The following is a 22,180-nucleotide window of genomic DNA, read 5'->3' as shown; positions in this document are numbered from 1 at the left end:
GGGTCCTGCAGGTCCGCCGGCGCGCCCTCGACGAGGGCCCGCGCGGCGGGTGGTGCGTCAGTGTGACGCGCCTTTGTACTTGATGATCAGGAACACCGGCCCGAACAGGGGGACTTCCTTGTCATACCCGAAGCTGATCTTCACCTTGTCCTCGGACTTGGTGATGACAAGATCCTTGGGCTCGATGCTGACGATGGAGTACTCGATCTCCTTGGCCCGGGCGAAGGCGTCGCGCGCGGCGGGCACCGTCGGGGGGTTGTCCCGGGCGATCTTGTCGACCGCCTTCTGGATCGTGTAGTACTCCATCACGGTGGGGATCACGCGCATGCCCACCACCGAGCCGCCGCCGATGAGGATGGCCCAGAAGAGCAGGCCCAGCAGGCTGATGCCCCGTTGTTTGTTGCGTGCCGTCATGGCGCGTCGCTCCCTTGTGATGCCTGGTGATGCCGCGCGGCGTTTCCTCGCCGCCCGGCCTTACTTGATGCCGCCGATGCGCTTCAGGTTGCCGAAGTTCATCCAGACGACGAATGCCCGGCCCACGATGTTCTCATCCGGGACGAAGCCCCAGAAGCGCGAGTCCTGCGAGTTGTCGCGGTTGTCGCCCATCATGAAGTAATGACCGGCCGGGACCTTGCAGGTCACGCCTTCGATCGTGTACGTGCAGTTCTCGTTGTACGGGAAGTCATACAGCTTGCCGATGCGCCCCTGCGCGTTCGGGTCGACCAGGATCTGGTGGTCGACGTCGCCCAGCTTCTCGGTGAAGCGGGGGCGGAAGCGCATGGAGTTCGGGCTGGGATCGTCGTCGAAGAACTCGCCCTCGGAGGTCGTCGGCACCAGCTTGCCGTTGAGGTACAGCTTCTGGTTCAGGTAGGCCACCTCGTCGCCGGGCAGGCCGACGGCGCGCTTGATGTAGTCGACGCTGGGGTTCTGCGGATAGCGGAACACGACCACGTCGCCGCGCTTGACGTCGTTGTTGCTGATGATCTTCTTGTTGATCACCGGCAGACGGATGCCGTAGTGGTACTTGTTGACCAGGATCAGGTCGCCGATCAGCAGCGTCGGGACCATGGAGCCCGACGGGATCTTGAAGGGCTCGAACATGAACGAGCGCAGCAGGAACACGATCAGGATCACCGGGAAGAGCCCCGCCGTCCAGTCCAGCCACCAGGGCTGGCGCAGGATCTCCTGGCGGGCGCCCTCGACGTCGCCGTCCACGCGCTGGATGCCCTGCGCGGCGAGCGACTCGCGGCGCTTGGCGTCGTTGGCCGCCAGCGTCTCGGCGGCGCGCTCGCGCGCCGGCTGGAAATGGAAGCGCTCGGCCAGCCAGTAGGCCAGCGTCACCGTCGTCAGGACGAACAGCAGCAGCGAGAAGTTGCCGTTCCAGTAGCCCTTGTACCAGCCGCCCAGGTAGGCGATCAGGGCGGCATACAGCAGCCCGGTCAGTGCGCTCATGGCTTTCATTCTTGAAGGATCACTCGTCGACTTGGAGGATGGCCAGGAAGGCTTCTTGCGGCACCTCCACCGAACCGATCTGCTTCATGCGTTTCTTGCCGGCCTTCTGCTTCTCGAGCAGCTTGCGCTTGCGGGTGATGTCACCGCCGTAGCATTTTGCCAGCACGTTCTTGCGCAACGCCTTGATGTTCTCCCGCGAGATGATGTTGGCGCCGATCGCGGCCTGGATGGCCACGTCGTACATCTGGCGCGGGATGATCTCGCGCATCTTGGCGGCCACCTGGCGGCCGCGGAACTGCGACTGCGAGCGGTGCACGATCAGCGACAGCGCGTCGATGCGGTCGCCGTTGATCAGCATGTCGACCTTGACGACGTCGGAGGCGCGGTATTCCTTGAACTCGTAGTCCATGGACGCGTAGCCGCGCGAGACCGACTTCAGCTTGTCGAAGAAGTCCAGCACGATCTCCGCCAGCGGGATCTCGTAGGTCAGCATGACCTGGCGGCCGTGATAGGCCATGTTCAGCTGCACGCCGCGCTTCTGGTTGGCCAGCGTCATGACCGGGCCGACGTACTCCTGCGGCATGTAGAGATGCACCGTCACGATCGGCTCGCGGATCTCGGCGATCTTGCTCTGCTCGGGCATCTTGGACGGGTTCTCGACCTCGATGACCTCGCCGTCGCCGCCCAGTTGCACCTCGTAGACCACGCTGGGCGCGGTCGTGATCAGGTCCTGGTCGAACTCGCGCTCCAGGCGCTCCTGCACGATCTCCATGTGCAGCAAGCCCAGGAAGCCGCAGCGGAAGCCGAAGCCGAGCGCCTGCGACACCTCGGGCTCGAAACGCAGCGAGGCGTCGTTGAGCTTGAGCTTCTCCAGCGCGTCGCGGAGCTGGTCGTACTCGCTGGCCTCGGTCGGATACAGGCCGGCGAAGACCTGGGGCTGGATCTCCTTGAAGCCGGGCAGCGCCGTTTCAGCGGGACCCAGGTTGTTCGGAAGCTTCTTTTCCAGCGTGATGGTGTCGCCCACCTTCGCGGCCGCCAGTTCCTTGATGCCGGCGATGATGAAGCCCACCTCGCCCGCGTTCAGTTGGGGACGGTTCTCGGACTTGGGGGTGAACACGCCCAGGTGCTCGGCCGGATAGACGGCGTTGGTCGCCATCATGCGGATGCGCTCGCCCTTCTTGAGCGTGCCGTCGACCACGCGGACCAGCATCACCACGCCGACGTAGTTGTCGAACCAGGAGTCGATGATCATCGCGCGCAGCGGAGCCTCGACCACGCCCTTGGGCGGGGGCATGCGGGCGATGACGGCCTCGAGGATCTCGTCGATGCCCATGCCGGTCTTGGCCGAGCACGGGATCGCGTCGGTGGCGTCGATGCCGATGACGTCCTCGATCTCGGCCTTGGCGCCGTCCGGGTTGGCCTGCGGCAGGTCCATCTTGTTCAGGACCGGGATCACCTCGACGCCCAGTTCCAGCGCGGTGTAGCAGTTGGCGACGGTCTGCGCCTCGACGCCCTGGCTGGCGTCCACCACCAGCAGCGCGCCCTCGCAGGCGGACAGCGAGCGGCTGACCTCATACGAGAAGTCGACGTGTCCGGGGGTGTCGATCAGGTTGAGGTTGTAGACCTGCCCGTCCTTCGCCTTGTATTGCAGCGCGGCGGTCTGCGCCTTGATGGTGATGCCGCGCTCGCGCTCGATGTCCATCGAGTCCAGCACCTGCGCTTCCATCTCCCGGTCGGACAGCCCCCCGCAACGCTGGATGATCCGGTCGGCCAGCGTGCTCTTGCCGTGGTCGATGTGGGCAATGATCGAGAAATTGCGGATGTGGTTCATGGACTCGGGCTGAGACCGCACTTTCGTCCGCGGGTCCAGAAGCGCTCGATCGGAGCACCCTGAATCACGTTGCGGACGACCGGTCGAGGCAGTGAAGCACGGCCCTTCTCAGAGCCGGAACTGGACATAAAAAAAAGGCACGTCGAATTGGTGACGCGCCTTCCAACAAAACGTATGGCAACTGCTTGTTGGGCTTTCATTGTAGCCAAAAGCCCCGGCCTGGAAACCGCATGGATGCGAGCTTCTCGGTCGTTGCCCTTCGCCAACAGCGATTTTGTACACAGGTTATCCACAAAAAGCTTTGGACATCCTGTGGATCGCTGAAGCCCGCCAAAGCAGTGTTCCGATTCACCGTCGGAACGGCGACAAAGGCCCGTTGACGCGGGTCGATTGTAGCGGAGCAAGGCACCAATCCGCCGCCTTGGTCACAGCCGTGAGCAAGCACCAACCGACCCGAAATCTTCAATTCAGTTCGCTAGGCCAGCCCGGATTCCGCATCGCGGAAAGCCCCAGGCCGGCGCTGGGTTGCCCGGCCGTCGTCGCCGGCCAGGCGCGTCGTTCAGCCCTTGCCGGGCTTGAGCACCACGTAGGTGGCGACGTCGCCACGGCGCACCAGCATCTGCAGCGACTTGCCCTTCTCGAGCTTGGCCAGCACGCCCTGGAACTGCTTGACCGTCTTCACGTCGACGTTGTTGGCCGTGAGGATGACGTCGCCGGTCTTCAGGCCCGCGCGCGCGGCGGGGCCTTCAGCGGTGTCGATCTTCAGGCCGCCGTCGACCTTCAGTTCCTTGCGCTGCGCGTCGGTCAGCTCGCTGACGCTCAGGCCCCAGGCCTGAGCGCCGCCGGCCGCCGGGGTCTCGGTGTCGGGCGTGGCCGGGGTCCGGTCATCCGGCAGCGCCTGCATCGTGGCGGTCAGCTCTTTATATGAGCCCTTGCGGAATACCGTGACCTGCACCTTGCTGCCCGGCTTCGCGGCCGCGGCCAGGCGACGCAGGTCGACCGCCTTCTCGACCGTCTTGCCGTCGAACTTGGTGATGACGTCGCCCAGTTGCACGCCGGCCTTGTCGCCAGGACCGGCCGGGGTGATGCGGGTGATCAGCGCCCCCTGCGGCTTGCCCAGGCCGATGGCCTCGGCCACTTCCTTGCTGACGTCGTCCGGATAGACGCCCAGCATGCCGCGCGTGACGCGGCCGCTGGCGCGCAGCTCGTCGGCCACGCGCATCGCCTCGTCGATCGGGATCGCGAAGGAGATCCCCATGAAGCCGCCCGACTGGCTGTAGATCTGGGAGTTGATGCCCACCACCTCGCCGCGCAGGTTCAGCAGCGGACCGCCCGAATTGCCCGGGTTGATGGCCACGTCCGTCTGGATGAGCGGGAGCAGGTCGCCGGTGTCGCGCGCCTTGGCGCTGACGATGCCGGCCGTCACCGTGTTGTCGAAGCCGAACGGGGAGCCGATGGCCATCACCCATTCGCCGACCTTGAGCTTGCTGACGTCACCCATGCGCAGCTGGGGCAGGTTCTTGGCCTCGATCTTGAGGACCGCGACGTCGGTGCGGCGGTCCAGGCCAATGACCTTGGCCTTGAACTCGCGCTTGTCGGTCAGCGTGACCGTGACCTCATCGGCCTCGTCGACCACGTGGGCGTTGGTCATCACGTAGCCGTCGGCGGCGATCACGAAGCCCGACCCCAGGCCGCGCCGCTGCGGGGACTCGTCATCGTCCTCGTCGTCCGGGGCGGGATTCGGCGCCGGCGTGCCGCGGCGTTGCTGGGGAGGAACGGGGATGCCGAAGCGGCGCAGCAGTTCGCGCATCTGCTCGTCGACCTGCGCGTTGGCGACCTTCACCTTCTCCGAGGTCCGGATGTTCACCACCGCGGGGCCGGCCTGCTCGACCAGCGCGCTGAAGTCCGGCAGGGCCGCCATCACTTGCGGAGCGGCGACCGGCACCGCCGGGGTCTGGGAGAACGCCGGCAGCGACGCGCCCAGGGCGGACGCGGCGGCGACCGTCAGCGCGAGGAATCGATGAGAGCGGAAGCGCTGGCGATCGAGTCGATGAGGATTGGCCATGAACACTCGCGAGAGGCGAAGCAGGAAAACAAGACGCACATCATGCCCGGATTTCGCCGGCGTGCATGACGCCAGCCTTAGGCCAGGAAGAGGTGCAGCCGCAGGGTGGTCCATGACGGTCCGAGCCCCCGTCGCGACAACGCCAGCCAGCCCCGCGCGCGGTGGCCGAGCGCTCGACCCTCGTCATCGCGGGCCCGCAGGCGCAGCAGCATCCAGTGCTCGGCATCGATGAACACCTCGGGGACGATGGCAAGCGGCTCGCCCGGCCGGTCCCACCACCAGAGCGCGCCGTCGAAGCGCAGCACCTCGGCGGCACGAGGGCGAACCGGCCAGAGGGCCGCGAAGATCGCCGCGAGCAGCACCGCGCCGAGCACGGCGATCGCCACGAACCCCTCCGCCTCGCTGGCCGGATCCGGGTCCGGCAGCATGCCCCACTGGGCGAGCGCCGCCGCGATCAGCGCCACCGCGCCGGCACCCGCGAGTGCCCGGGTGAAGCGCGTCCATCGCGCATCGATCGCGCATGAAAAACGCCGGGCGTGGGCCCGGCGTGTCGAGGATCGATCCGGCGTCATGCGTCGCCGTCCGATGCGGTCTGAAGCTCAGACGCGCTTGAAGATCAGCGTGCCGTTCGTGCCGCCGAAACCGAAGTTGTTCTTCGCGGCGTACTCGATCGGCATCTTCCGCGCCTCGTTGGCGCAGTAGTCCAGGTCGCAGGCGGGATCCTGGTTGAAGATGTTGATCGTCGGCGGAGCGATCTGATCGTGGATCGCCTTGACGGTGAAGACGGACTCGATGCCGCCCGCGCCGCCCAGCAGGTGACCGGTCATCGACTTGGTCGACGACACGACCAGGCCATTCTTGGCGTAATCGCCGAAGGCGGCCTTGATCGCGTTGGTCTCGTTCGCGTCGCCCAGCGGGGTCGACGTGCCGTGCGCGTTCATGTACTGGATCTGGTCCGCGTTCAGTCCCGCGTTGCGCAGCGCGGCGCGCATCGAGCGCGTCGGACCTTCCACATCGGGCGCGGTCATGTGATAGGCGTCGGCACTCATGCCGAAGCCGACCAGTTCCGCGTAGATCTTGGCGCCGCGCTTCTTGGCGTGTTCGTACTCTTCGAGCACCAGCACGCCGGCACCCTCGCCCAGCACGAAACCGTCGCGGTCCTTGTCCCAGGGCCGCGACGCGGTCTTGGGATCGTCGTTGCGGGTCGACAGCGCGCGGGCCGCGGCGAAACCGCCGACACCCAGCGGGCTCACCGTCGATTCCGAACCGCCTGCCACCATCACGTCGGCGTCGCCCGCCTCGATCATGCGACCGGCGGTGCCGATGCTGTGAAGACCGGTCGTGCACGCCGTGACGATCGCCAGGTTCGGCCCCTTGAAGCCGCACTGGATCGACACGTGGCCGGAGATCATGTTGATGATCGAGGCCGGCACGAAGAACGGACTGATGCGACGGGGGCCGCGATTGGTCAGTTCCTCATGCGTCTGCTCGATCATCGGCAGACCGCCGATGCCGGAGCCGACGAGCACGCCGATGCGTTCCGCCAGGTCCGGGCTCAGCGCGTCGCCGGTGGGCAGACCCGCGTCGCGGATCGCCTGCAGCGAGGCGGCCAGCCCGTAATGGATGAACGTGTCCATGTGGCGGGCTTCCTTCGCGGGGATGTAGTCATCCACCTTGAAGTCCTTGACCTCGCCAGCGAAGTGGCAGGCCAGGTTGCTGGCATCGAAACGGGTGATGGTGTCGATGCCGGACTTTCCGGCCACGATGTTGGCCCAGCCCTGCTCGACCGTGTTGCCCACGGGCGAGATCAGGCCGAGACCGGTGACGACGACGCGACGACGGCTCATGCTGCTTGCTTACGCCTTCTGGTGCTTGACGGCGTAGTCGATCGCGAGCTGGACGGTCGTGATCTTCTCGGCCTCTTCGTCCGGGATCTCGATGCCGAACTCGTCTTCGAGGGCCATCACCAGTTCCACGGTGTCCAGAGAATCGGCGCCCAGATCGGCCACGAAGGCCTTCTCGTTGGTCACATCGGCTTCGGGCACGCCGAGTTGCTCGGCGATGATTTTCTTGACACGTGCTTCGATATCGCTCATGACTCCTCCAGGAGGGGTTTGCTAGAACAACCCGGGATTCTAAGGCCTTAGAGTGGCGCCCCTAGACGGACCTCCCGAGGCACGTCAACCACGAGGGGAACCGACGCGCGCTCGCACTCTATCAGCCCCACACCGGCCGGGTGAATCCGGTGGGTGGGCCGTCCGCGGACCGTCCGCGGCCGGTGCTCCACCTCAATTCATGTACATGCCGCCGTTGACGTGCAGCTCGACGCCGGTGATGTAGCTCGCCTCGGGCGAGGCCAGGAAGGCCACGGCGTGGGCGATCTCCTCCGGGGCGCCCAGGCGGCCGGCGGGGATCTGCGCCAGCAGCGCGGTCTTCTGCGCCTCGGGCAGCACGTCGGTCATGTCGGTGGCGATGAAGCCCGGGGCCACGCAGTTCACGGTCACCGAGCGGCTGCCCAGCTCACGAGCCAGGGCACGCGTCATGCCCGCGACGCCGGCCTTGGCGGCCGCGTAGTTGGCCTGACCGGCGTTGCCGGAGGCGCCCACCACCGAGGTGATGTTGACGATGCGGCCGTAGCGCTGCTTCATCATCGGACGCATCACCGCGCGGCTGACGCGGAACACGGCCTTCAGGTTGGTGTCCAGGACCGCGTCCCAGTCCTCGTCCTTCATGCGCATGGACAGCATGTCCTTGGTGATGCCGGCGTTGTTCACCAGCACCTGCAGGCCGCCATCCTGCTTGACGATCGAATCGATCAGCGCGTCGACCGCCGCGACCTCATTGACGTTCAGGACGGCGCCGCGACCGCCGTGCGCCGCCAGGGCCTCGGAGATCGACTGGGCGCCGGCTTCGCTGGTGGCGGTGCCGATGACGACGAAGCCCTTCTGGGCCAGGGTCAGCGCGATCGCGCGGCCGATGCCGCGGCTGGCGCCGGTCACCAGCGCCACTTGCTTGTTGTCGGACATGGATTTCCTTCGGAGCGGAGTTCGTTCGGATCGAGTCGGGTCGGCGGCGGGCCTCAGCCCAGCAACGCGCGGGCCTCGGCCAGCGAGGCCGGATCCAGCACGGTGGCGCTGGCGAGCTCGCCGTCGATGCGCTTGGCCATGCCGGCCAACACCTTGCCGGGACCGCATTCCAGGATGGTGGTCAGGCCGCGGACCTTGAGCGCCTGGACGACCTCGACCCAGCGCACCGGGCCGAAGGCCTGGCGGTAGAGCGCGTCGCGCAGCGACTGGGCATCGTCGGTCACGGCGACGTCGATGTTGTTGATCACGGGGAACGCGGCGGCCTGGAACTGCACCGCGGCCAGCTTCTCGCGCAGGCGGTCGGCGGCGGGCTTCATCAGGCTGCTGTGGAACGGGGCCGACACCGGCAGCGGCAGCGCGCGCTTGGCGCCGGCGGCCTTCAGGGCCTCGTTGGCCTTCTCGATGCCAGCCTTGCTGCCGGCGATCACGGTCTGCTTGGGGTCGTTGAAGTTCACGGCCTCGACCACTTCACCGGTCTCGGCGGCGACGCCGGCGCAGACCTCGCGGACCACGGATGCGTCCAGCCCCAGGATGGCGGACATCGCGCCCGTGCCCACCGGCACGGCTTCCTGCATGGCCTGGGCGCGGAAGCGCACCAGCGGCAGCGCGTCGGACAGGCTCAGCGCGCCGGAGGCGACCAGGGCGGTGTACTCGCCCAGCGAGTGGCCGGCGGCCGCCGTCGGGACCAGACCGGTCTCGGCGATCCAGGCGCGATAGCAGGCCACGCCGGCGGTCAGCATGACGGGCTGGGTGTTGGTGGTCAGGTCCAGCTGTTCCTTGGGACCGTTCTTGATCAGCGCGCCGATGTCCTCGCCCAGCGCGGACGAGGCTTCGGCCAGCGTGCGGACGACTTCCGGATGATCACCCCAGGCGTCCAGCATGCCCACCGACTGCGAGCCCTGACCGGGGAAGACGAATGCGAAGTTCTTGCTCATGGCGGTTCGAGTCCGAGACTATCTATTCAGAGGGAGAAACGCGCGTGACAACCGGGCGACACGTTCGCATCGCCGTCGTCCGCGCGAGCCCGGCCGACGCGCGTCGGCCCGGGCGGGCGGCAATGATCAGAAGTCCAGCAGGACCGCGCCCCAGGTGAAACCACCGCCGACGCCTTCCAGCATCACCGTGTCGCCGGCCTTGATCTTGCCGGAACGCACCGCGACGTCCAGCGCCAGCGGGATCGACGCGGCCGAGGTGTTGCCGTGCTCGTCGACGGTCACGATCAGCTTGTCCAGCGGCATCTTCAGCTTCTTGGCCGTGCCCTGCATGATGCGGATGTTGGCCTGGTGCGGGATCAGCCAGTCGATGTCGGCATCGCTGCGCCCCGCCTTCTCGAGAACGGCGCGGGCGACCTTGTCCAGCACGCCGACGGCGAGCTTGAACACGGCCTGGCCGTCCATCTTCAGCAGCGGGTGGCCGAGGACTTCGCCGCCGGACACGGTGCCCGGGGTGCAAAGGATGTCCGCATGGCGGCCATCGGCGTGCAGCTCGGTGGCGAGGATGCCGGGGGTGTCGCTGGCGCCCAGCACCACCGCGCCGGCGCCGTCACCGAACAGCACGCAGGTCGTGCGGTCCTTGAAGTCCAGGATGCGCGAGAACACTTCCGAGCCCACGACCAGCGCCTTGTTGGCGGCGCCGCTCTTGATCATCGCGTCGGCGACGGTCAGCGCATAGACGAAGCCCGAGCACACGGCCTGCACGTCGAACGCGGCGCAGCCATGGATGCCCAGCTTGTTCTGCAGCAGGCAGGCGGTGGAGGGGAAGACCATGTCCGGCGTGGACGTGGCGACGATGATCAGGTCGATCTCGTCGGGGCGCACACCGGCCGCCTCGAGCGCCGCCAGCGAGGCGGGCAGCGCCAGGTCGCTGGACGTGACGTCCGGCGCGGCGAAGTGGCGGGCGTGAATGCCGGTGCGCTCGACGATCCAGTCGTGCGAGGTCTCGATGCCGTCACGCGCGAGGCGGTCGGCGAGATCCTGATTGGTGACGCGGTCGGCGGGAAGGTGGCTGCCCGTGCCAAGGATGCGGGCGTAGCGCTGGGAAGCAGTGGTCATGCAGCATGGGCGGCCGTGGCCGCCTTGTCTCCAGCACCGTCGCCCTCCTCATTGGCGGGCGCGGGGAGCGCCTGCAGCGTCGCGACGATGCGATCGTGAACCCGGTCTAGGAGCCGGTTGCGGGCCGCATCATACGCCCGGTTCAAAGCCTGCTCGAAAGCGAATGCGTCGGCCGAGCCGTGGCTCTTGAAGACCAGGCCGCGCAGCCCGAGCAGCGCGGCGCCGTTGAAGCGGCGGTGGTCGACGCGGTCCTTGAAGCGCTGCAGCACCGGCATGGCCAGCAGCGCGATCAGCTTGGTGCCGGCGTTGCGGGTGAACTCGGCCTTGATGAAGCTGGAGATCATGCTCGCCAGGCCCTCGGCCGTCTTGAGCGCGACATTGCCGACGAAGCCGTCGCAGACCACGATGTCGGTCGTGCCCTTGAAGATGTCGTTGCCCTCCACGTTGCCGTGGAAGTTGAGCTGGTCATGCGAGGCCGCCTCGCGCAGCAGCTCGCCGGCGCGCTTGATGGTCTCGTTGCCCTTGATCATTTCCTCGCCGATGTTCAGCAGGCCGACGCTGGGGTTCTCCTTCCCGTCGACCGCCGACACCAGCGCACTGCCCATCACGGCGAACTGCAGCAGGTGCTCGGGACCGCAATCCACGTTGGCGCCCAGGTCCAGCACGGTCGTGAAGCCGCCGATCTGGTTGGGCATCACCGTGGCGATGGCCGGACGGTCGATGCCCTCCAGGGTCTTGAGGAGGTACTTGGCGACGGCCATCAGCGCGCCGGTGTTGCCCGCGGAGACGCAGGCCTGCGCCTGGATCGGCGCGCCGTCCTTGCCGGCCTTGAGCTGCGAGATCGCCACCCGCATCGACGAGTCCTTCTTGCGGCGCAGCGCGACCTCGATGGGGTCGTCCATGCTGACGACCTCGCTGGCGGGGACGATGCGGGCGCGCGGCCAATGGGCGGCTTCCTGGAGCGCCTCGGGCTGGCCGACGAGCAGGAGTTCCGCCTCGGGATGCGCGGCCAGGAAGGCCTTGCAGGCCGGGAGCGTCACGGACGGGCCGTGGTCGCCGCCCATGCAGTCCACCGCCAGACGGAGGGGCTCGGCGGAGGGCGAAGAGCTGGAGGCGGGAATAGCGGACATCGAAAGCTGGAAAGAAGCGCCGACCAGGCCGACTGTAGCGACCGCGCAAGAAACATGCGCGACAGCCGGCCATTCGGCCAAGCCGCCGACATTACGCGAGCCGCCCAGGGCGGACAAGCGAGCGCACCCGGGGTCGCCGGGCGCCGACGGCGGTCAGCGGAAAGACGGAAGCAGGAACGGGGACGCGGCGGAAATCGCCACGTCCGGACGAACGAAAGCCCGGCAACGCTGTTCGCGGAGCCGGGCTTGCTTCATTCGATGGGGACCAGGCGGTGGCGCCGGAGCGCCTGGCCAGGCCGGATCGAAGGAACGATCAGGCGGCGTCGGCCTTGGTCTTCAGCACCTTGCGGCCACGGTAGAAGCCGTTGGGGCTGATGTGGTGGCGCAGATGCACTTCGCCGGTGGTCGGCTCGATCGCGGTGCCCGGGGTGACCAGGGCGTTGTGCGAGCGGTGCATGCCGCGCTTCGACGGGGACTTCTTGTTTTGCTGAACGGCCATGTTGATTCTCCTAAAGGCTTCGGCTTCGTGGGCTACGGTGAAGTCGAGGCTTGCTCGGGCTCTCGAGAGAACTCGAGCTGTGCCGCGGACCCATGTTCCGCTACCGACGCCTCGGTCCCGGCCAGTTGCGCAAGGGTTTCGACTGAAACACCTTTACGAGCCGGGAAAGCCCGAGACTATAGCACAAGCCCCTCAGGCTTTACCACCCGTTCCCTTCTTCAGCGCGGCAAGCGCGGCGAAGGGGTTCGGACGGGCCTCCTCTTCCTCGACGACCTCGTCCTCCTCGACGTTGGCGTGGGGCAGCGGCTCGGGGCATGCCTCGTGGCGCGGGACGACGGGGAGCTCCAGCAGCAGCTCGTCCTCGACCAGCTCGCGCAGGTTGAGGTTGCGGGCCAGGGCGAGCACGTCGTCGTCGCTGTCCATGTCCAGCTCGGCGGCCTGGTCCTCGTCCTTGACGAAGCGGAACCAGCGCGACACGGCCAGATCCTCGCCGACCGGCTTCAGGCAGCGCTGGCAGGTCAGCGAGACCTGCGCCTGGGCGGACACCTCCATCCAGACCTGCGCGGCACCGCCCTTGGGGGTGCGCAGCTCGCCATGGGCGGACCAGGTGACGGGCGGCCATTGGGCCGGATCGGATTCAGGCGCGGCCGACTCGGCCAGGCGCGGCAGGCTGATGGCGGGCCACTCGCCCTCGATGGCGGCACCTTCGCGGGCGAAGGCCTCGACATCGAGCTTCAAGGGATCGAACGAACGCGGTTTCATGGGGCGCAAGTGTACGAGCCCCCTCCACGCGCGGGATCGGATACCCACGTCGCACCCGCGCCGGGCGCCGGCCCGATGGGAGAATCCCGGCCCATGACCGCCCTGCCCCGCCCGCTGATCCTGGGCTCCACCTCCCGCTACCGGCGCGAGCTGCTGGAGCGCCTGCGCGTGCCCTTCGAGACCGCCGCCCCCGATGTCGACGAGACGCCCCACTCTGGCGAGACGCCCGAGGCGCTCGCCCGCCGACTGGCACTGGCCAAGGCCCGGGCCATCGCCACGCGTTTCCCGGGCGCGCTGGTGATCGGCTCCGATCAGGTCGCCGATCTCGATGGCCAGCCGCTCGGCAAGCCCGGGACGCACGAGCGCGCCGTCGCGCAGCTGCGGGCGATGCGTGGCCGCACGGTGATCTTCCAGACCGCGCTGGCCGTGGTCTGCGTGGAGACAGGCTTCGTCGCGGAGGACCTGGCGCCGGTCCGGGTCCGCTTCCGCGACCTGAGCGACGACCACATCGAGCGCTACCTGCGCGCCGAACAGCCCTACGACTGCGCCGGCAGCGCCAAGGCCGAAGGCCTGGGCATCGCCCTGCTGGACGCCATCGACTCCGACGACCCGACCGCGCTGATCGGCCTTCCGCTGATCCGCACGGCGGCGATGCTGCGCCGAGGCGGACTCGACGTGCTCGCCCGGCTGCCCTGAGCCGAAGGCCGTTCAGCCCCCATTCGCCGACACCCCGCCACGCAGCAGGCCTCGCAGCCGACGCCGATCCCTCCCCCTTCCTTCGATGGACATTCCGATGACCCGCGGCCACCTCTACCTCGTTCCCAACACCCTCGACTTCGGCATGGACGGCCAGGAAGTCGATCTGCGCGAGGTCCTGCCCGATGCGGTGATCGCGCGCGCCGCGGCCATCACCCATTGGGCGGCGGAGAACGCCAAGACCACGCGCGCCTTCCTGAAGCGCGTCGGCGCGATCCATCCGCTTGCCCTCCCATTGCAGGAGCAGCGCATCGAGGAACTGCCGCGACCGCCCAAGGGCCGCGGCCCGGCGGCCAACGCCGCCATCGCCTCCTCCAGCGAGGAGAAGCAGTGGCTGGCGCTGCTGACACCCGCGATGGACCTCGGCCAGGACATGGGACTGATCTCGGAGGCGGGCATGCCCGCGGTGGCCGATCCGGGCGCCAAGCTGGTCGCCGCCGCGCATGCCGCGGGCATCGAGGTCGTGCCGCTGACCGGACCGAGTTCGCTGCTGATGGCACTCGCCTCCAGCGGCCTGAACGGCCAGAGCTTCGCCTTCGTCGGTTATCTGCCGCTGGAGGCAGCCGAACGCACCGCGCGCATCAAGGCGCTCGACGCGTTCTCCGCCCGCGAGCAGCAGACCCAGCTGATGATCGAGACGCCCTATCGCAACGGCGCGCTGCTGCAGGCGCTGCTGACGACGCTCAAGCCGGGCACGCTGCTGTCGGTCAGCTGCGGGCTGAGCCTGAAGAGCGCGTGGACGCACTCGGCGACGGTGGCGGACTGGCGCCAGGCGCCGAAGGCCCTCCCCGACAAGGTGCCGGCGGTGTTCGCGATCCTCGGCGCGCGCTGAGCCCGAGCGACCGGCTCCGAAGGTCGAGCCGGAACCCGGGGCGCTGAAATGCAAACGGCCGGCGAATGCCGACCGCTTCCTCTCGCATAGGCGCCGCGTCGGGCGCCGCAGGCGTGATCAGGACTCGCTGTCCGCCGTGATCGGCGGCTTCTTGGCGCCGAACAGCGCGGCGACCTTCTTCTTGGGCTTGATGTTGGCCGACACGCCACCACGCGCGGCCGCGGCCTGCCCCTTCTCCCACGAGGGCACCTCGGCGCGCTCGCTGGATTCATAGGGCTTGTCGAACAAGGGGTCGTAGGCCGCCTGGCGCTGGGGCGCGCGATACGGGGCCGACGAGCCATAGGCTTCGTCGCGGCGGTCCTCGCGCTCACGACGGAAGTCGCGGCGCTCGCCGCCACCTTCGCGCTCGCCACGATCACCACCGCGATCGCCGCGGTCCCCACGATCACCACGGTCGCTGCGCTCACCGCGCTCACCGCGCTCACCGCTGAAGCGGCGACGGCTGCCCTCGAGCTCGATCGGCTCCAGGTCCAGCTTCTTCTTGATGAGCTTCTCGATCTCGCCGACCAGACGCGCGTCGGCCTTGGTCACCAGCGTGAAGGCCAGGCCCGAGGCGCCGGCCCGGCCGGTACGGCCGATGCGGTGCACGTAGTCCTCGGCGTTGAAGGGCACGTCGAAGTTGAAGACGGCCGGCAGGTCGGCGATGTCCAGGCCGCGGGCGGCGACGTCGGTCGCGACCAGCAGCTCGACCTCGCCGCGCTTGAAGGCCTCCAGCGACTTCAGGCGCTCGTCCTGAGACTTGTCGCCGTGCAGCGCCGCGGTCTTCAGGCCGTCTCGCTCGAAGGCACGCGCCAGACGCGCCGCGCCCAGCTTGGAGTTCACGAAGACGATGGACTGCTTGATCTCGCGCTGACGCAGCAACTGCTGGACGGCGGCGCGCTTGTCGTCATCGTCGACGCTGAAGAAGCGCTGCTCGACGGTCGATGCCGTCGCGTTCGGACGGGCGACCTCGACCAGCTCCGGATCCTGCAGATAGCTCTGGGCCAGCTTCTTGATCTCGGGCGAGAAGGTCGCCGAGAACAGCAGCGTCTGGCGGGTCTTGGGCAGGTAGCTGAGGATGCGCTGCAGGTCGGGCAGGAAGCCGATGTCCAGCATGCGGTCGGCCTCGTCGAGGACGACGTACTCGACCTGGTTCAGCACGGCGTTCTTGGCCTCGATGTGGTCGAGCAGGCGGCCGGGGGTGGCGATCAGGACCTCGACGCCGCCCTTGAGCTGCAGCGTCTGGGGCTTCATGTCGACGCCGCCGAAGACGCAGGCCACGCGCAGCTGGGTGTGCTTGGCGTAGGCCTTGACGTTGTTGGCGACCTGGTCGGCGAGCTCGCGGGTCGGGGCCAGCACGAGGGCGCGGACCGGGTGCCGGGCGGGCGACATCGAGGCGTTCTCATGCTTGAGCATGCGCTGCAGCAGCGGGATCGAGAACGCGGCGGTCTTGCCGGTGCCGGTCTGGGCGGCGCCCATCACGTCGCGGCCGGACAGGACGATCGGGATCGCCTTGGCCTGGATGGGCGTCATCGTCGCGTAGCCCTGGTCGTCGACGGCACGGAGCAGCTTGGGGTTCAGCGGCAGCGTGTCGAAACGCGGGCTTGGCGTCGGGGTGGTGTCGGTCATAAGCGGCGGATTATCGCCCAAGGCCCTCGTGAGGCCCCGGGAAACCACGGAGGGCGGGTCGGACACGCCCGGAATCCGGGAAGAATCAGTGGTTCTGCGGGTCGACGGGCAGCTTGCGCTGATCGCCGCGGAAGACCAGCCACTTGGGGGTGCGGAAGCGGACGATGCGCCAGTACAGCGCGACGTAGAACACCCCGAACAGCACCATGCAGGCGGCGATCATGGGCGTCGAGTCCCAGAACAGCAGGGCCGGCGCCAGCGAGGAGATGCACAGCGTCCACAGGTAGGGCGCGGTCATCGAGTTCCGGCGCGTCATCAGTCGCGCGTCGCGGGCGCCCAGCGCCCAACGCATCAGCCGACGGTAGATCAGCGAGTGCAGATGGATGCCATCCGGGTCGCCCGGGTTGGTGTTGCGCAGGAAGCGGCGGCGGTAGATCGAGAACAGCGTCTCGAAGACCGGGTAGATGCACACCATCAGCGCGAACAGCGGCGAGACCTCCTGATGACGGTGGATCAGCAGGATGCCGATCTCCGCCAGGTAGAAGCCCATGAAGTAGGCACCGCCGTCGCCCAGGAAGATCAGGCCGGCCGGATAGTTCCAGACGAAGAAGCCCAGGATGGCGCCGACGCCGGCCAGCGACCACAGGGCGATCTCGGTGTCGCCGACCTGGTAGGCGACGTAGGCGAAGGTCAGCAGCATCAGGCTGACGCACATCGAGGACAGGCCGTTGAAGCCGTCGATGATGTTGACCGAGTTGGCCACGCCCGCCACGGTGAAGACGGTGGCGAGGACGGCGCCGACCGTCGTGGCGACGATGAGGTCCAGGCCGGGGATGTCGGTGCGGGTGATCATGGCGCCGAGGACCCAGCAGCCGAGCGCGGCGGACACCGCGGTCGCCAACAGCCGCTTGCCGGGGGAAACGCGCTTGGTGAAGTCCTCGATCAGGCCGGCGGCGAAGGCCGGGATGCCGCACAGCAGCAGCAGCCCACCCATCCGGGCCTGGGGGTGCCCCAGCGCGAAGGCCAGCGCCACCATGCCAGCCAGGCCGGCGAAGATGCCGACGCCGCCGATGCGGGGCACGGGCCGGGCGTGGAACTTCTGCGGCCCGGACAGATCGTGGTCGGCCGACAGGTGCCCATGCACGGTCGACGAATGCACCACGTAGAGAGTGATCACCGCCGCGAGCGCGAACGGGATGAGCAGATACAGCATGCGCGGCAGTGTAACGAGGCGTCGTGCGAATCCCGGCGGTTTTGGCGCAACACGGCTCACATAGAATGCCGCGCTTGTCGACCGGGCATCCTGGCCATCGGCGGCAAAGCCCATCCCAAGGTGAGATCACGCATGGAACTTCGCGCCCAACGCGCCCTTTCCCCGGCCGCAAGAACAACGACCATTGGCCGGCCCCGTTTCGCGCGACAGGCGCTCGCGGTCCTCATGGCCTGCCTGACGGTGGGCTCCGCCATGGCGCAGACCACCGGCTCGACGCTGTCGTCGATGTACGAGTCGTCCAGCGACAGCACCGGCCCGGTGAAGCTGAACTCGTCGAACCGCACGACGCAGGACACGTCCTCGCAGTCGACGGCCGCTTCGACGCAAACCGGCAAGGAAACCCGCAAGCGTGACCGCTACGTGCCGGGCGAGTTCGAGATCTACGTCAACAAGCTCCTGGGCATCGACCTGAAGGATCCCGAGGTCATCGACCAGCTCAAGCGCGCCGACCTCGACCAGGACAATCCCAACCTCTACCTGCTGCGCCAGCAACAGCAACAGTCGGGCGTCGTCACCACCAAGGTCATTTCGCCCGAGATGGTCATCCGCCGACTCGGTTACGACCTGATGCTGGACGACTCCCAGCAACAGCGCGGCCTGAACGGCGATGCCGACGGCCCGCGCATGGCGCCGGCCGACTACCTGATCGGCATCGGCGACGAGATCCAGGTCACCGCCTGGGGCTCGGTCGACGCCGACATGCGCCTGACCGTCGACCGCTCCGGCCGCATCACCATCCCGCGTGTCGGTCCGGTGCTGGTGGCGGGCGTGCGCTACGGCGACCTCAACGAGGTCGTGCGCAACCGCTTCGGTCAGGTCTTCAAGAACTTCCAGGTCAGCACCTCGCTGGGCAAGCTGCGCTCGATCCGCATCTACGTGACCGGCTTCACCGCGAAGCCCGGCGCGTACACGGTCAGCAGCCTGGCCACGATCGTCAATGCGCTGGTGCGTGCGGGTGGCCCGTCGGCGGCCGGCAGCTTCCGCCAGATCGAATTGCGCCGCAACGGCCGCACCGTCGCGACCTTCGACGCCTACGACCTGCTGCTCAAGGGCGACAAGTCCAGTGACCGCGCGCTGCAAGCCGAGGACGTGATCCACATCGGCGCCGTCGGCCCGCAGGTCGCGGTGCTGGGTAGCGTGAACAAGCAGTCGATCGTCGAGCTCAAGCCGGGCGAGACGGTCGATGACGTGCTGGCCATGGCCGGCGGCGTGAATGCCGTGGCCGACCGCACCCGCGTGTCGGTCGAGCGTCTGAGCGAGCGCACCGACAAGCGCGTGGTCGAACTGGCCCTGCCGGCGCAAGCCAAGGCCTCGGTGGTGAACGGCGACGTTCTGCGCGTGTTCAGCAGCGTCAACACCGCGATCCCGCAGTACAAGCAGTACAAGCGCGTGACGGTCGAAGGCGAAGTCGCCAAGCCCGGCGAGTACGTGCTGCCGCCGACGGCCACGCTGCCCGACGCGATCCAGGCCGCGGGCGGCCTGACGCCGCAGGCTTATGTCTTCGGTACCGACTTCTCGCGCGAGAGCGTGCGCCAGTCCCAGCAGGAAAACTATGACCGCGCGCTGCGCGACATGGAGACCGAGCTGACGAAGTACGCGACGACGCAGCGCGCCGCATCCGCCGACGAGGCCGCCGCCAACGCCCAGCGCGCCGCCAGCACCGAGCGCCTCGTCAACCGCCTGCGTGCGGTGCGCCCGACGGGCCGTGTCGTGCTCCAGCTGGAAACCAATGCGAAGCAACTGCCGGCCCTGACCGTCGAGGACGGCGACCGCCTGCTGATCCCCAACCGTCCGATGACGGTGGGCGTGTTCGGCAGCGTGTTCAATGGCGGCAGCTTCTTGCTGAACGACGGCGCGTCGGTGGACGACATCCTGAAGCTGGCGGGCGGCCCGACGCGAGGCGCGGATTCGTCCGGCACCTTCGTCATCCGCGCGAATGGCACAGTGGTGAGCGCCAAGCAGTCGAGCAGCGGCTGGCTGGGCTTCGGCTCCAACCTGACAGGCCTGCAGGCGCTGCCGGGCGACACCGTCTTCGTGCCGGAAGAGATGAACAAGACCACGTTCATCCAGGAAGCGAAGGACTGGACGCAGATCCTCTATCAATTCGGTCTGGGTGCCGCGGCGCTGAAGACGATCAAGAACTGAGATATGTCGATCAGCACCATGACTTCGACCAGCGCTAACAGCCTCCAAGGCGACGATTTCCAGGACGGCATTTCCTTCTCCGTGTTGGCTTCGGCCGTGAAACCCCACAGGCTCAAGATCGCCGCGCTCGCCGTCGCGATCGGCATTGCGGCCTATGGCATTACGCTGATGATCACGCCAACCTTCACCGCACGAGCGACGATCGTCAGCCCCCAGCAGCAGCAAAACTCTGCGGCAAACGCCTTGGCGTCGCTGGGTGCGCTAGCGGGCCTGGCGGGCGGCGGTGCGGTGAAGAGCCAGACTGACCAGTACATCTCGATCATGCAGAGCGTGACGGTGGGCAATCGCATCATCGATCGCTTCAAACTGATGGATTTGTACCAATCCAAGTTCCGGGTGGATGCGCTCAAGCAACTGAGCAGCAGCGTCCGGATCAGCGCGGGCAAGAAGGACAACCTGATCTCGATTGACGTCGACGACAAGGATCCTGCCCGGGCCGCTCAAATGGCAAATGCCTTCGTCGATGAACTTCGTTGGGTCACCAACAATCTCGCATTGACCGAGGCCCAGCAGCGCCGCGTCTTCTTCGAGCAGCAGATGGCTCACACCAAGGAGGCGCTCAAAGCGGCCCAATTGGATGTGCAGAAGACCGGCTTCACCGCAGGCGCGTTGAAAAGCGAGCCAAAGGCTGCCGCCGAGGCCTACGCACGAACCAAGGCGGAGATCGCCGCAACCGAGGTACGCCTGTCCACGCTGCGGAAGACCATGACGGACAGCGCACCCGAAGTGCAGCAGCAAGTGGCAGCACTCGCCGGCCTTCGCGGCCAGCTGGCGCAGTTTGAGCGCCCGATGGAAGCCAGCGGCAGTCAGGACTACGTCTCCGCGTATCGCGAGTTCAAATACCAAGAGGCCGTCTTCGAGATCTACGCAAAGCAGTTCGAGATCGCGAAGATGGATGAAGCCCGCGAGGGCACCTTGATCCAGGTGCTCGATCCGGCCACCCCCCCGGAGCGAAAGAGCAAGCCTCAGCGTACTGTGATCGCGGCGGTCACGACGGTACTTGCAGGGCTCATCCTGACGGCCTTCTTTGCCAGACGAGAGCTGCGTCGGCGACGGGCGAACTGAGGGGGAGGGGGCGTGGTAGAGTCCAGCCCGTTCAACGATTGAACGGGTAATGACTTCGAACGATCCGACCACGTCAGGCCGCGACCCCGAACCGGGTCGGGCGCTCGACTACGAGTTGCTTTCGCAGCTTGAGCAGAAGAACGACAGCAACCAGCGCGACCTCGCGATGCGCATGGGTGTGAGCGTGGGCAAGATCAATTACTGCCTGCGCGCCGTCATCGACCGTGGCTGGGTGAAGGTCAACAACTTTCGTCGCTCGGACAACAAGCTCGCCTATGTCTACATCCTGACGCCGAGCGGGGTTCACGCAAAGATGCGAATGGCGCGACGCTTCCTTGCCATCAAGGAAGCAGAGTTCGAGCAACTGCAGCGAGAGATCGATGCGCTGCGTGACGAGGTATCCCGACAGGGACCGTCGAGTGCCACGGCGGGGCCGATCCATCAAGTTGCTCCAGACGCCACGAGTCACGACGGGCGTGCCTAACTAGAACAAGAGATATCGGGGATGCACACCGTCACCATCAGCAGCGGCAAGACGTTCGAGGCGCAGAGCAGCGAATCGTTGCTCGACGCCGCCCTGCGTCAAGGCGTCGTACTCGACTACAGCTGCCGCACCGGCCGCTGCAGCTCGTGCAAGGGGCGCGTGCGCTCGGGCGAAACGGTCGCCGCGCATGACGAGCTCGGCCTGAGCGCGGAGGACAAGGCCCACGGCTTCATCCTCACCTGCGTGCGACAGGCCTGCGGTCCGGTGGAGCTGGAGATTGACGATCTCGGCGACGTCGTGCTGCCCGAGGCCAAGACCCTGCCCTGCCGAATCCAGTCCATCGAGCGCCTGTCCCACGACGTCGTGCGCGTGATGCTGCGCCTGCCGCCGACCTCGGCCCTGGACTTCCTGCCCGGCCAGTACATCGACGTGATCGGCGCCGAAGGTCTGCGCCGCAGCTACTCCATCGCCAACGCGCCGCGCGCCGACAAGCAGATCGAGCTGCACATCCGTGAAGTGGCCGATGGCGCGATGAGCCGCTACTGGTTCCAGCAAGCCAAGGCGAACGACCTGCTGCGCCTGCGCGGTCCGCTCGGCACCTTCTTCCTGCGCGGCCAGGCCGGCAAGGACTTGGTGCTGCTGGCGACCGGCACCGGCATCGCTCCCGTCAAGGCCATCCTCGAAGGCATGTCCGCGCTGGCCCAGGACGCGCCCCCGCGCTCCGTCACCGTCTACTGGGGCGGGCGCCATCGCGAGGACCTCTATTGGCAGCCGCCCGAGCAGCCGGGCGTGCGCTTCGTCCCCGTGCTGTCGCGCGCCGACGAGGCCTGGACCGGCGCCCGCGGGCACGTGCAGGACGTGATGCTGCGTGAGCACCCCTACCTGGCCGACACGCTGGTCTACGCCTGCGGCTCCGACGCCATGATCCACGGTGCCCAGGCCCGGCTGCACGCGGCCGGCCTGCCCGAGCGCCAATTCCATTCCGACGCCTTCGTGTGCTCGGCCGCGACCTGAGCGTCGA

At 67.5% G+C, this 22,180-nt stretch carries 21 protein-coding genes; 6 read left to right on the top strand and 15 right to left on the bottom strand.

The window, feature by feature from the left end; translation table 11 throughout:
* Nucleotides 1–57: 57 nt before the first annotated feature.
* The 13 genes from MCHT01_RS13125 to MCHT01_RS13065 all read right to left on the bottom strand — a co-directional run bounded on the left by MCHT01_RS13125 (nt 58) and on the right by MCHT01_RS13065 (nt 12,876).
* Nucleotides 58–414 (bottom strand): DUF4845 domain-containing protein, encoded by a 357-nt coding sequence (locus MCHT01_RS13125; protein WP_067065745.1) that lies wholly within the window; start codon nt 412–414, stop codon nt 58–60.
* Nucleotides 415–474: 60 nt separating this feature from the next.
* Nucleotides 475–1,452, bottom strand: coding sequence for a signal peptidase I (lepB, locus tag MCHT01_RS13120; RefSeq protein ID WP_067065744.1), 978 nt, complete (start codon nt 1,450–1,452; stop codon nt 475–477).
* A gap of 19 nt (nt 1,453–1,471) precedes the next feature.
* Complete coding sequence (gene lepA, locus MCHT01_RS13115) at nt 1,472–3,283, bottom strand: translation elongation factor 4 (protein WP_067065743.1); 1,812 nt, start codon at nt 3,281–3,283, stop codon at nt 1,472–1,474.
* Between the two features lie 559 nt (nt 3,284–3,842).
* On the bottom strand, nt 3,843–5,348 hold the full coding sequence (locus tag MCHT01_RS13110) for a DegQ family serine endoprotease (protein ID WP_067065834.1): 1,506 nt from the start codon (nt 5,346–5,348) through the stop codon (nt 3,843–3,845).
* Nucleotides 5,349–5,425: 77 nt separating this feature from the next.
* The gene (locus MCHT01_RS13105; protein ID WP_148661513.1) at nt 5,426–5,920 is read right to left on the bottom strand and encodes a hypothetical protein; all 495 of its coding nucleotides are present in this window, start codon (nt 5,918–5,920) and stop codon (nt 5,426–5,428) included.
* Nucleotides 5,921–5,947: 27 nt separating this feature from the next.
* The gene (gene fabF, locus MCHT01_RS13100) at nt 5,948–7,195 is read right to left on the bottom strand and encodes a beta-ketoacyl-ACP synthase II (RefSeq protein WP_067065741.1); all 1,248 of its coding nucleotides are present in this window, start codon (nt 7,193–7,195) and stop codon (nt 5,948–5,950) included.
* 9 nt (nt 7,196–7,204) lie between these two features.
* Complete coding sequence (gene acpP, locus MCHT01_RS13095) at nt 7,205–7,444, bottom strand: acyl carrier protein (protein ID WP_058936430.1); 240 nt, start codon at nt 7,442–7,444, stop codon at nt 7,205–7,207.
* A 192-nt stretch (nt 7,445–7,636) separates the two neighbouring features.
* Nucleotides 7,637–8,374 carry a 3-oxoacyl-ACP reductase FabG gene (fabG, locus tag MCHT01_RS13090; protein ID WP_067065740.1) on the bottom strand — a complete coding sequence of 246 codons (738 nt, stop codon included), beginning with the start codon at nt 8,372–8,374 and terminating at the stop codon, nt 7,637–7,639.
* A 53-nt stretch (nt 8,375–8,427) separates the two neighbouring features.
* The gene (gene fabD, locus MCHT01_RS13085) at nt 8,428–9,369 is read right to left on the bottom strand and encodes an ACP S-malonyltransferase (RefSeq protein ID WP_067065739.1); all 942 of its coding nucleotides are present in this window, start codon (nt 9,367–9,369) and stop codon (nt 8,428–8,430) included.
* Between the two features lie 126 nt (nt 9,370–9,495).
* Nucleotides 9,496–10,485: a beta-ketoacyl-ACP synthase III gene (locus MCHT01_RS13080; protein ID WP_067065738.1), complete on the bottom strand. Its 990-nt coding sequence runs from the start codon at nt 10,483–10,485 to the stop codon at nt 9,496–9,498.
* Nucleotides 10,482–11,615 carry a phosphate acyltransferase PlsX gene (gene plsX / locus MCHT01_RS13075; RefSeq protein WP_084452509.1) on the bottom strand — a complete coding sequence of 378 codons (1,134 nt, stop codon included), beginning with the start codon at nt 11,613–11,615 and terminating at the stop codon, nt 10,482–10,484. The genes MCHT01_RS13080 and plsX overlap by 4 nt, the downstream gene beginning before the upstream one ends.
* Before the next feature lie 313 nt (nt 11,616–11,928).
* Nucleotides 11,929–12,114, bottom strand: coding sequence for a 50S ribosomal protein L32 (gene rpmF / locus MCHT01_RS13070; protein WP_067065736.1), 186 nt, complete (start codon nt 12,112–12,114; stop codon nt 11,929–11,931).
* Nucleotides 12,115–12,306: 192 nt separating this feature from the next.
* Nucleotides 12,307–12,876 carry a YceD family protein gene (locus MCHT01_RS13065; protein ID WP_067065735.1) on the bottom strand — a complete coding sequence of 190 codons (570 nt, stop codon included), beginning with the start codon at nt 12,874–12,876 and terminating at the stop codon, nt 12,307–12,309.
* A gap of 93 nt (nt 12,877–12,969) precedes the next feature.
* On the opposite strand from MCHT01_RS13065, the gene MCHT01_RS13060 reads away from it, so the two are divergent.
* Both MCHT01_RS13060 and MCHT01_RS13055 read left to right on the top strand, forming a co-directional pair.
* Entirely contained in the window at nt 12,970–13,572 is a 603-nt protein-coding gene (locus MCHT01_RS13060) for a Maf family nucleotide pyrophosphatase (RefSeq protein WP_174549051.1), read from the top strand.
* 97 nt (nt 13,573–13,669) lie between these two features.
* A complete protein-coding gene (locus MCHT01_RS13055; protein WP_245643259.1) occupies nt 13,670–14,464 on the top strand; it encodes an SAM-dependent methyltransferase in 795 nt (264 codons plus the stop codon).
* Between the two features lie 117 nt (nt 14,465–14,581).
* Here the strand turns inward: MCHT01_RS13055 and MCHT01_RS13050 are convergent, their stop codons facing one another.
* On the bottom strand, nt 14,582–16,132 hold the full coding sequence (locus MCHT01_RS13050) for a DEAD/DEAH box helicase (protein ID WP_067065732.1): 1,551 nt from the start codon (nt 16,130–16,132) through the stop codon (nt 14,582–14,584).
* Nucleotides 16,133–16,217: 85 nt separating this feature from the next.
* Nucleotides 16,218–17,345, bottom strand: a complete 1,128-nt coding sequence (locus MCHT01_RS13045) for an MraY family glycosyltransferase (protein ID WP_067065731.1) — start codon at nt 17,343–17,345, stop codon at nt 16,218–16,220.
* A gap of 225 nt (nt 17,346–17,570) precedes the next feature.
* On the opposite strand from MCHT01_RS13045, the gene MCHT01_RS13040 reads away from it, so the two are divergent.
* Genes MCHT01_RS13040 through MCHT01_RS13025 form a run of 4 tightly spaced genes read left to right on the top strand, consistent with a single transcriptional unit; the run spans nt 17,571 to nt 22,173 of the window.
* On the top strand, nt 17,571–19,550 hold the full coding sequence (locus MCHT01_RS13040) for an SLBB domain-containing protein (RefSeq protein ID WP_067065730.1): 1,980 nt from the start codon (nt 17,571–17,573) through the stop codon (nt 19,548–19,550).
* A gap of 3 nt (nt 19,551–19,553) precedes the next feature.
* Nucleotides 19,554–20,675 carry a Wzz/FepE/Etk N-terminal domain-containing protein gene (locus tag MCHT01_RS13035; RefSeq protein WP_067065729.1) on the top strand — a complete coding sequence of 374 codons (1,122 nt, stop codon included), beginning with the start codon at nt 19,554–19,556 and terminating at the stop codon, nt 20,673–20,675.
* A 49-nt stretch (nt 20,676–20,724) separates the two neighbouring features.
* Nucleotides 20,725–21,159, top strand: coding sequence for a MarR family EPS-associated transcriptional regulator (locus MCHT01_RS13030; protein WP_084452505.1), 435 nt, complete (start codon nt 20,725–20,727; stop codon nt 21,157–21,159).
* Between the two features lie 21 nt (nt 21,160–21,180).
* Nucleotides 21,181–22,173: an FAD-binding oxidoreductase gene (locus MCHT01_RS13025; RefSeq protein WP_067065728.1), complete on the top strand. Its 993-nt coding sequence runs from the start codon at nt 21,181–21,183 to the stop codon at nt 22,171–22,173.
* Nucleotides 22,174–22,180: the final 7 nt, after the last annotated feature.

The sequence above is a fragment of the Mitsuaria chitosanitabida ATCC BAA-476 = NBRC 102408 genome, assembly GCF_001598255.1.
GTDB classification, from domain to species: domain Bacteria; phylum Pseudomonadota; class Gammaproteobacteria; order Burkholderiales; family Burkholderiaceae_C; genus Roseateles; species Roseateles chitosanitabidus.
This window is presented reverse-complemented; position numbering and strand designations above follow the sequence as displayed.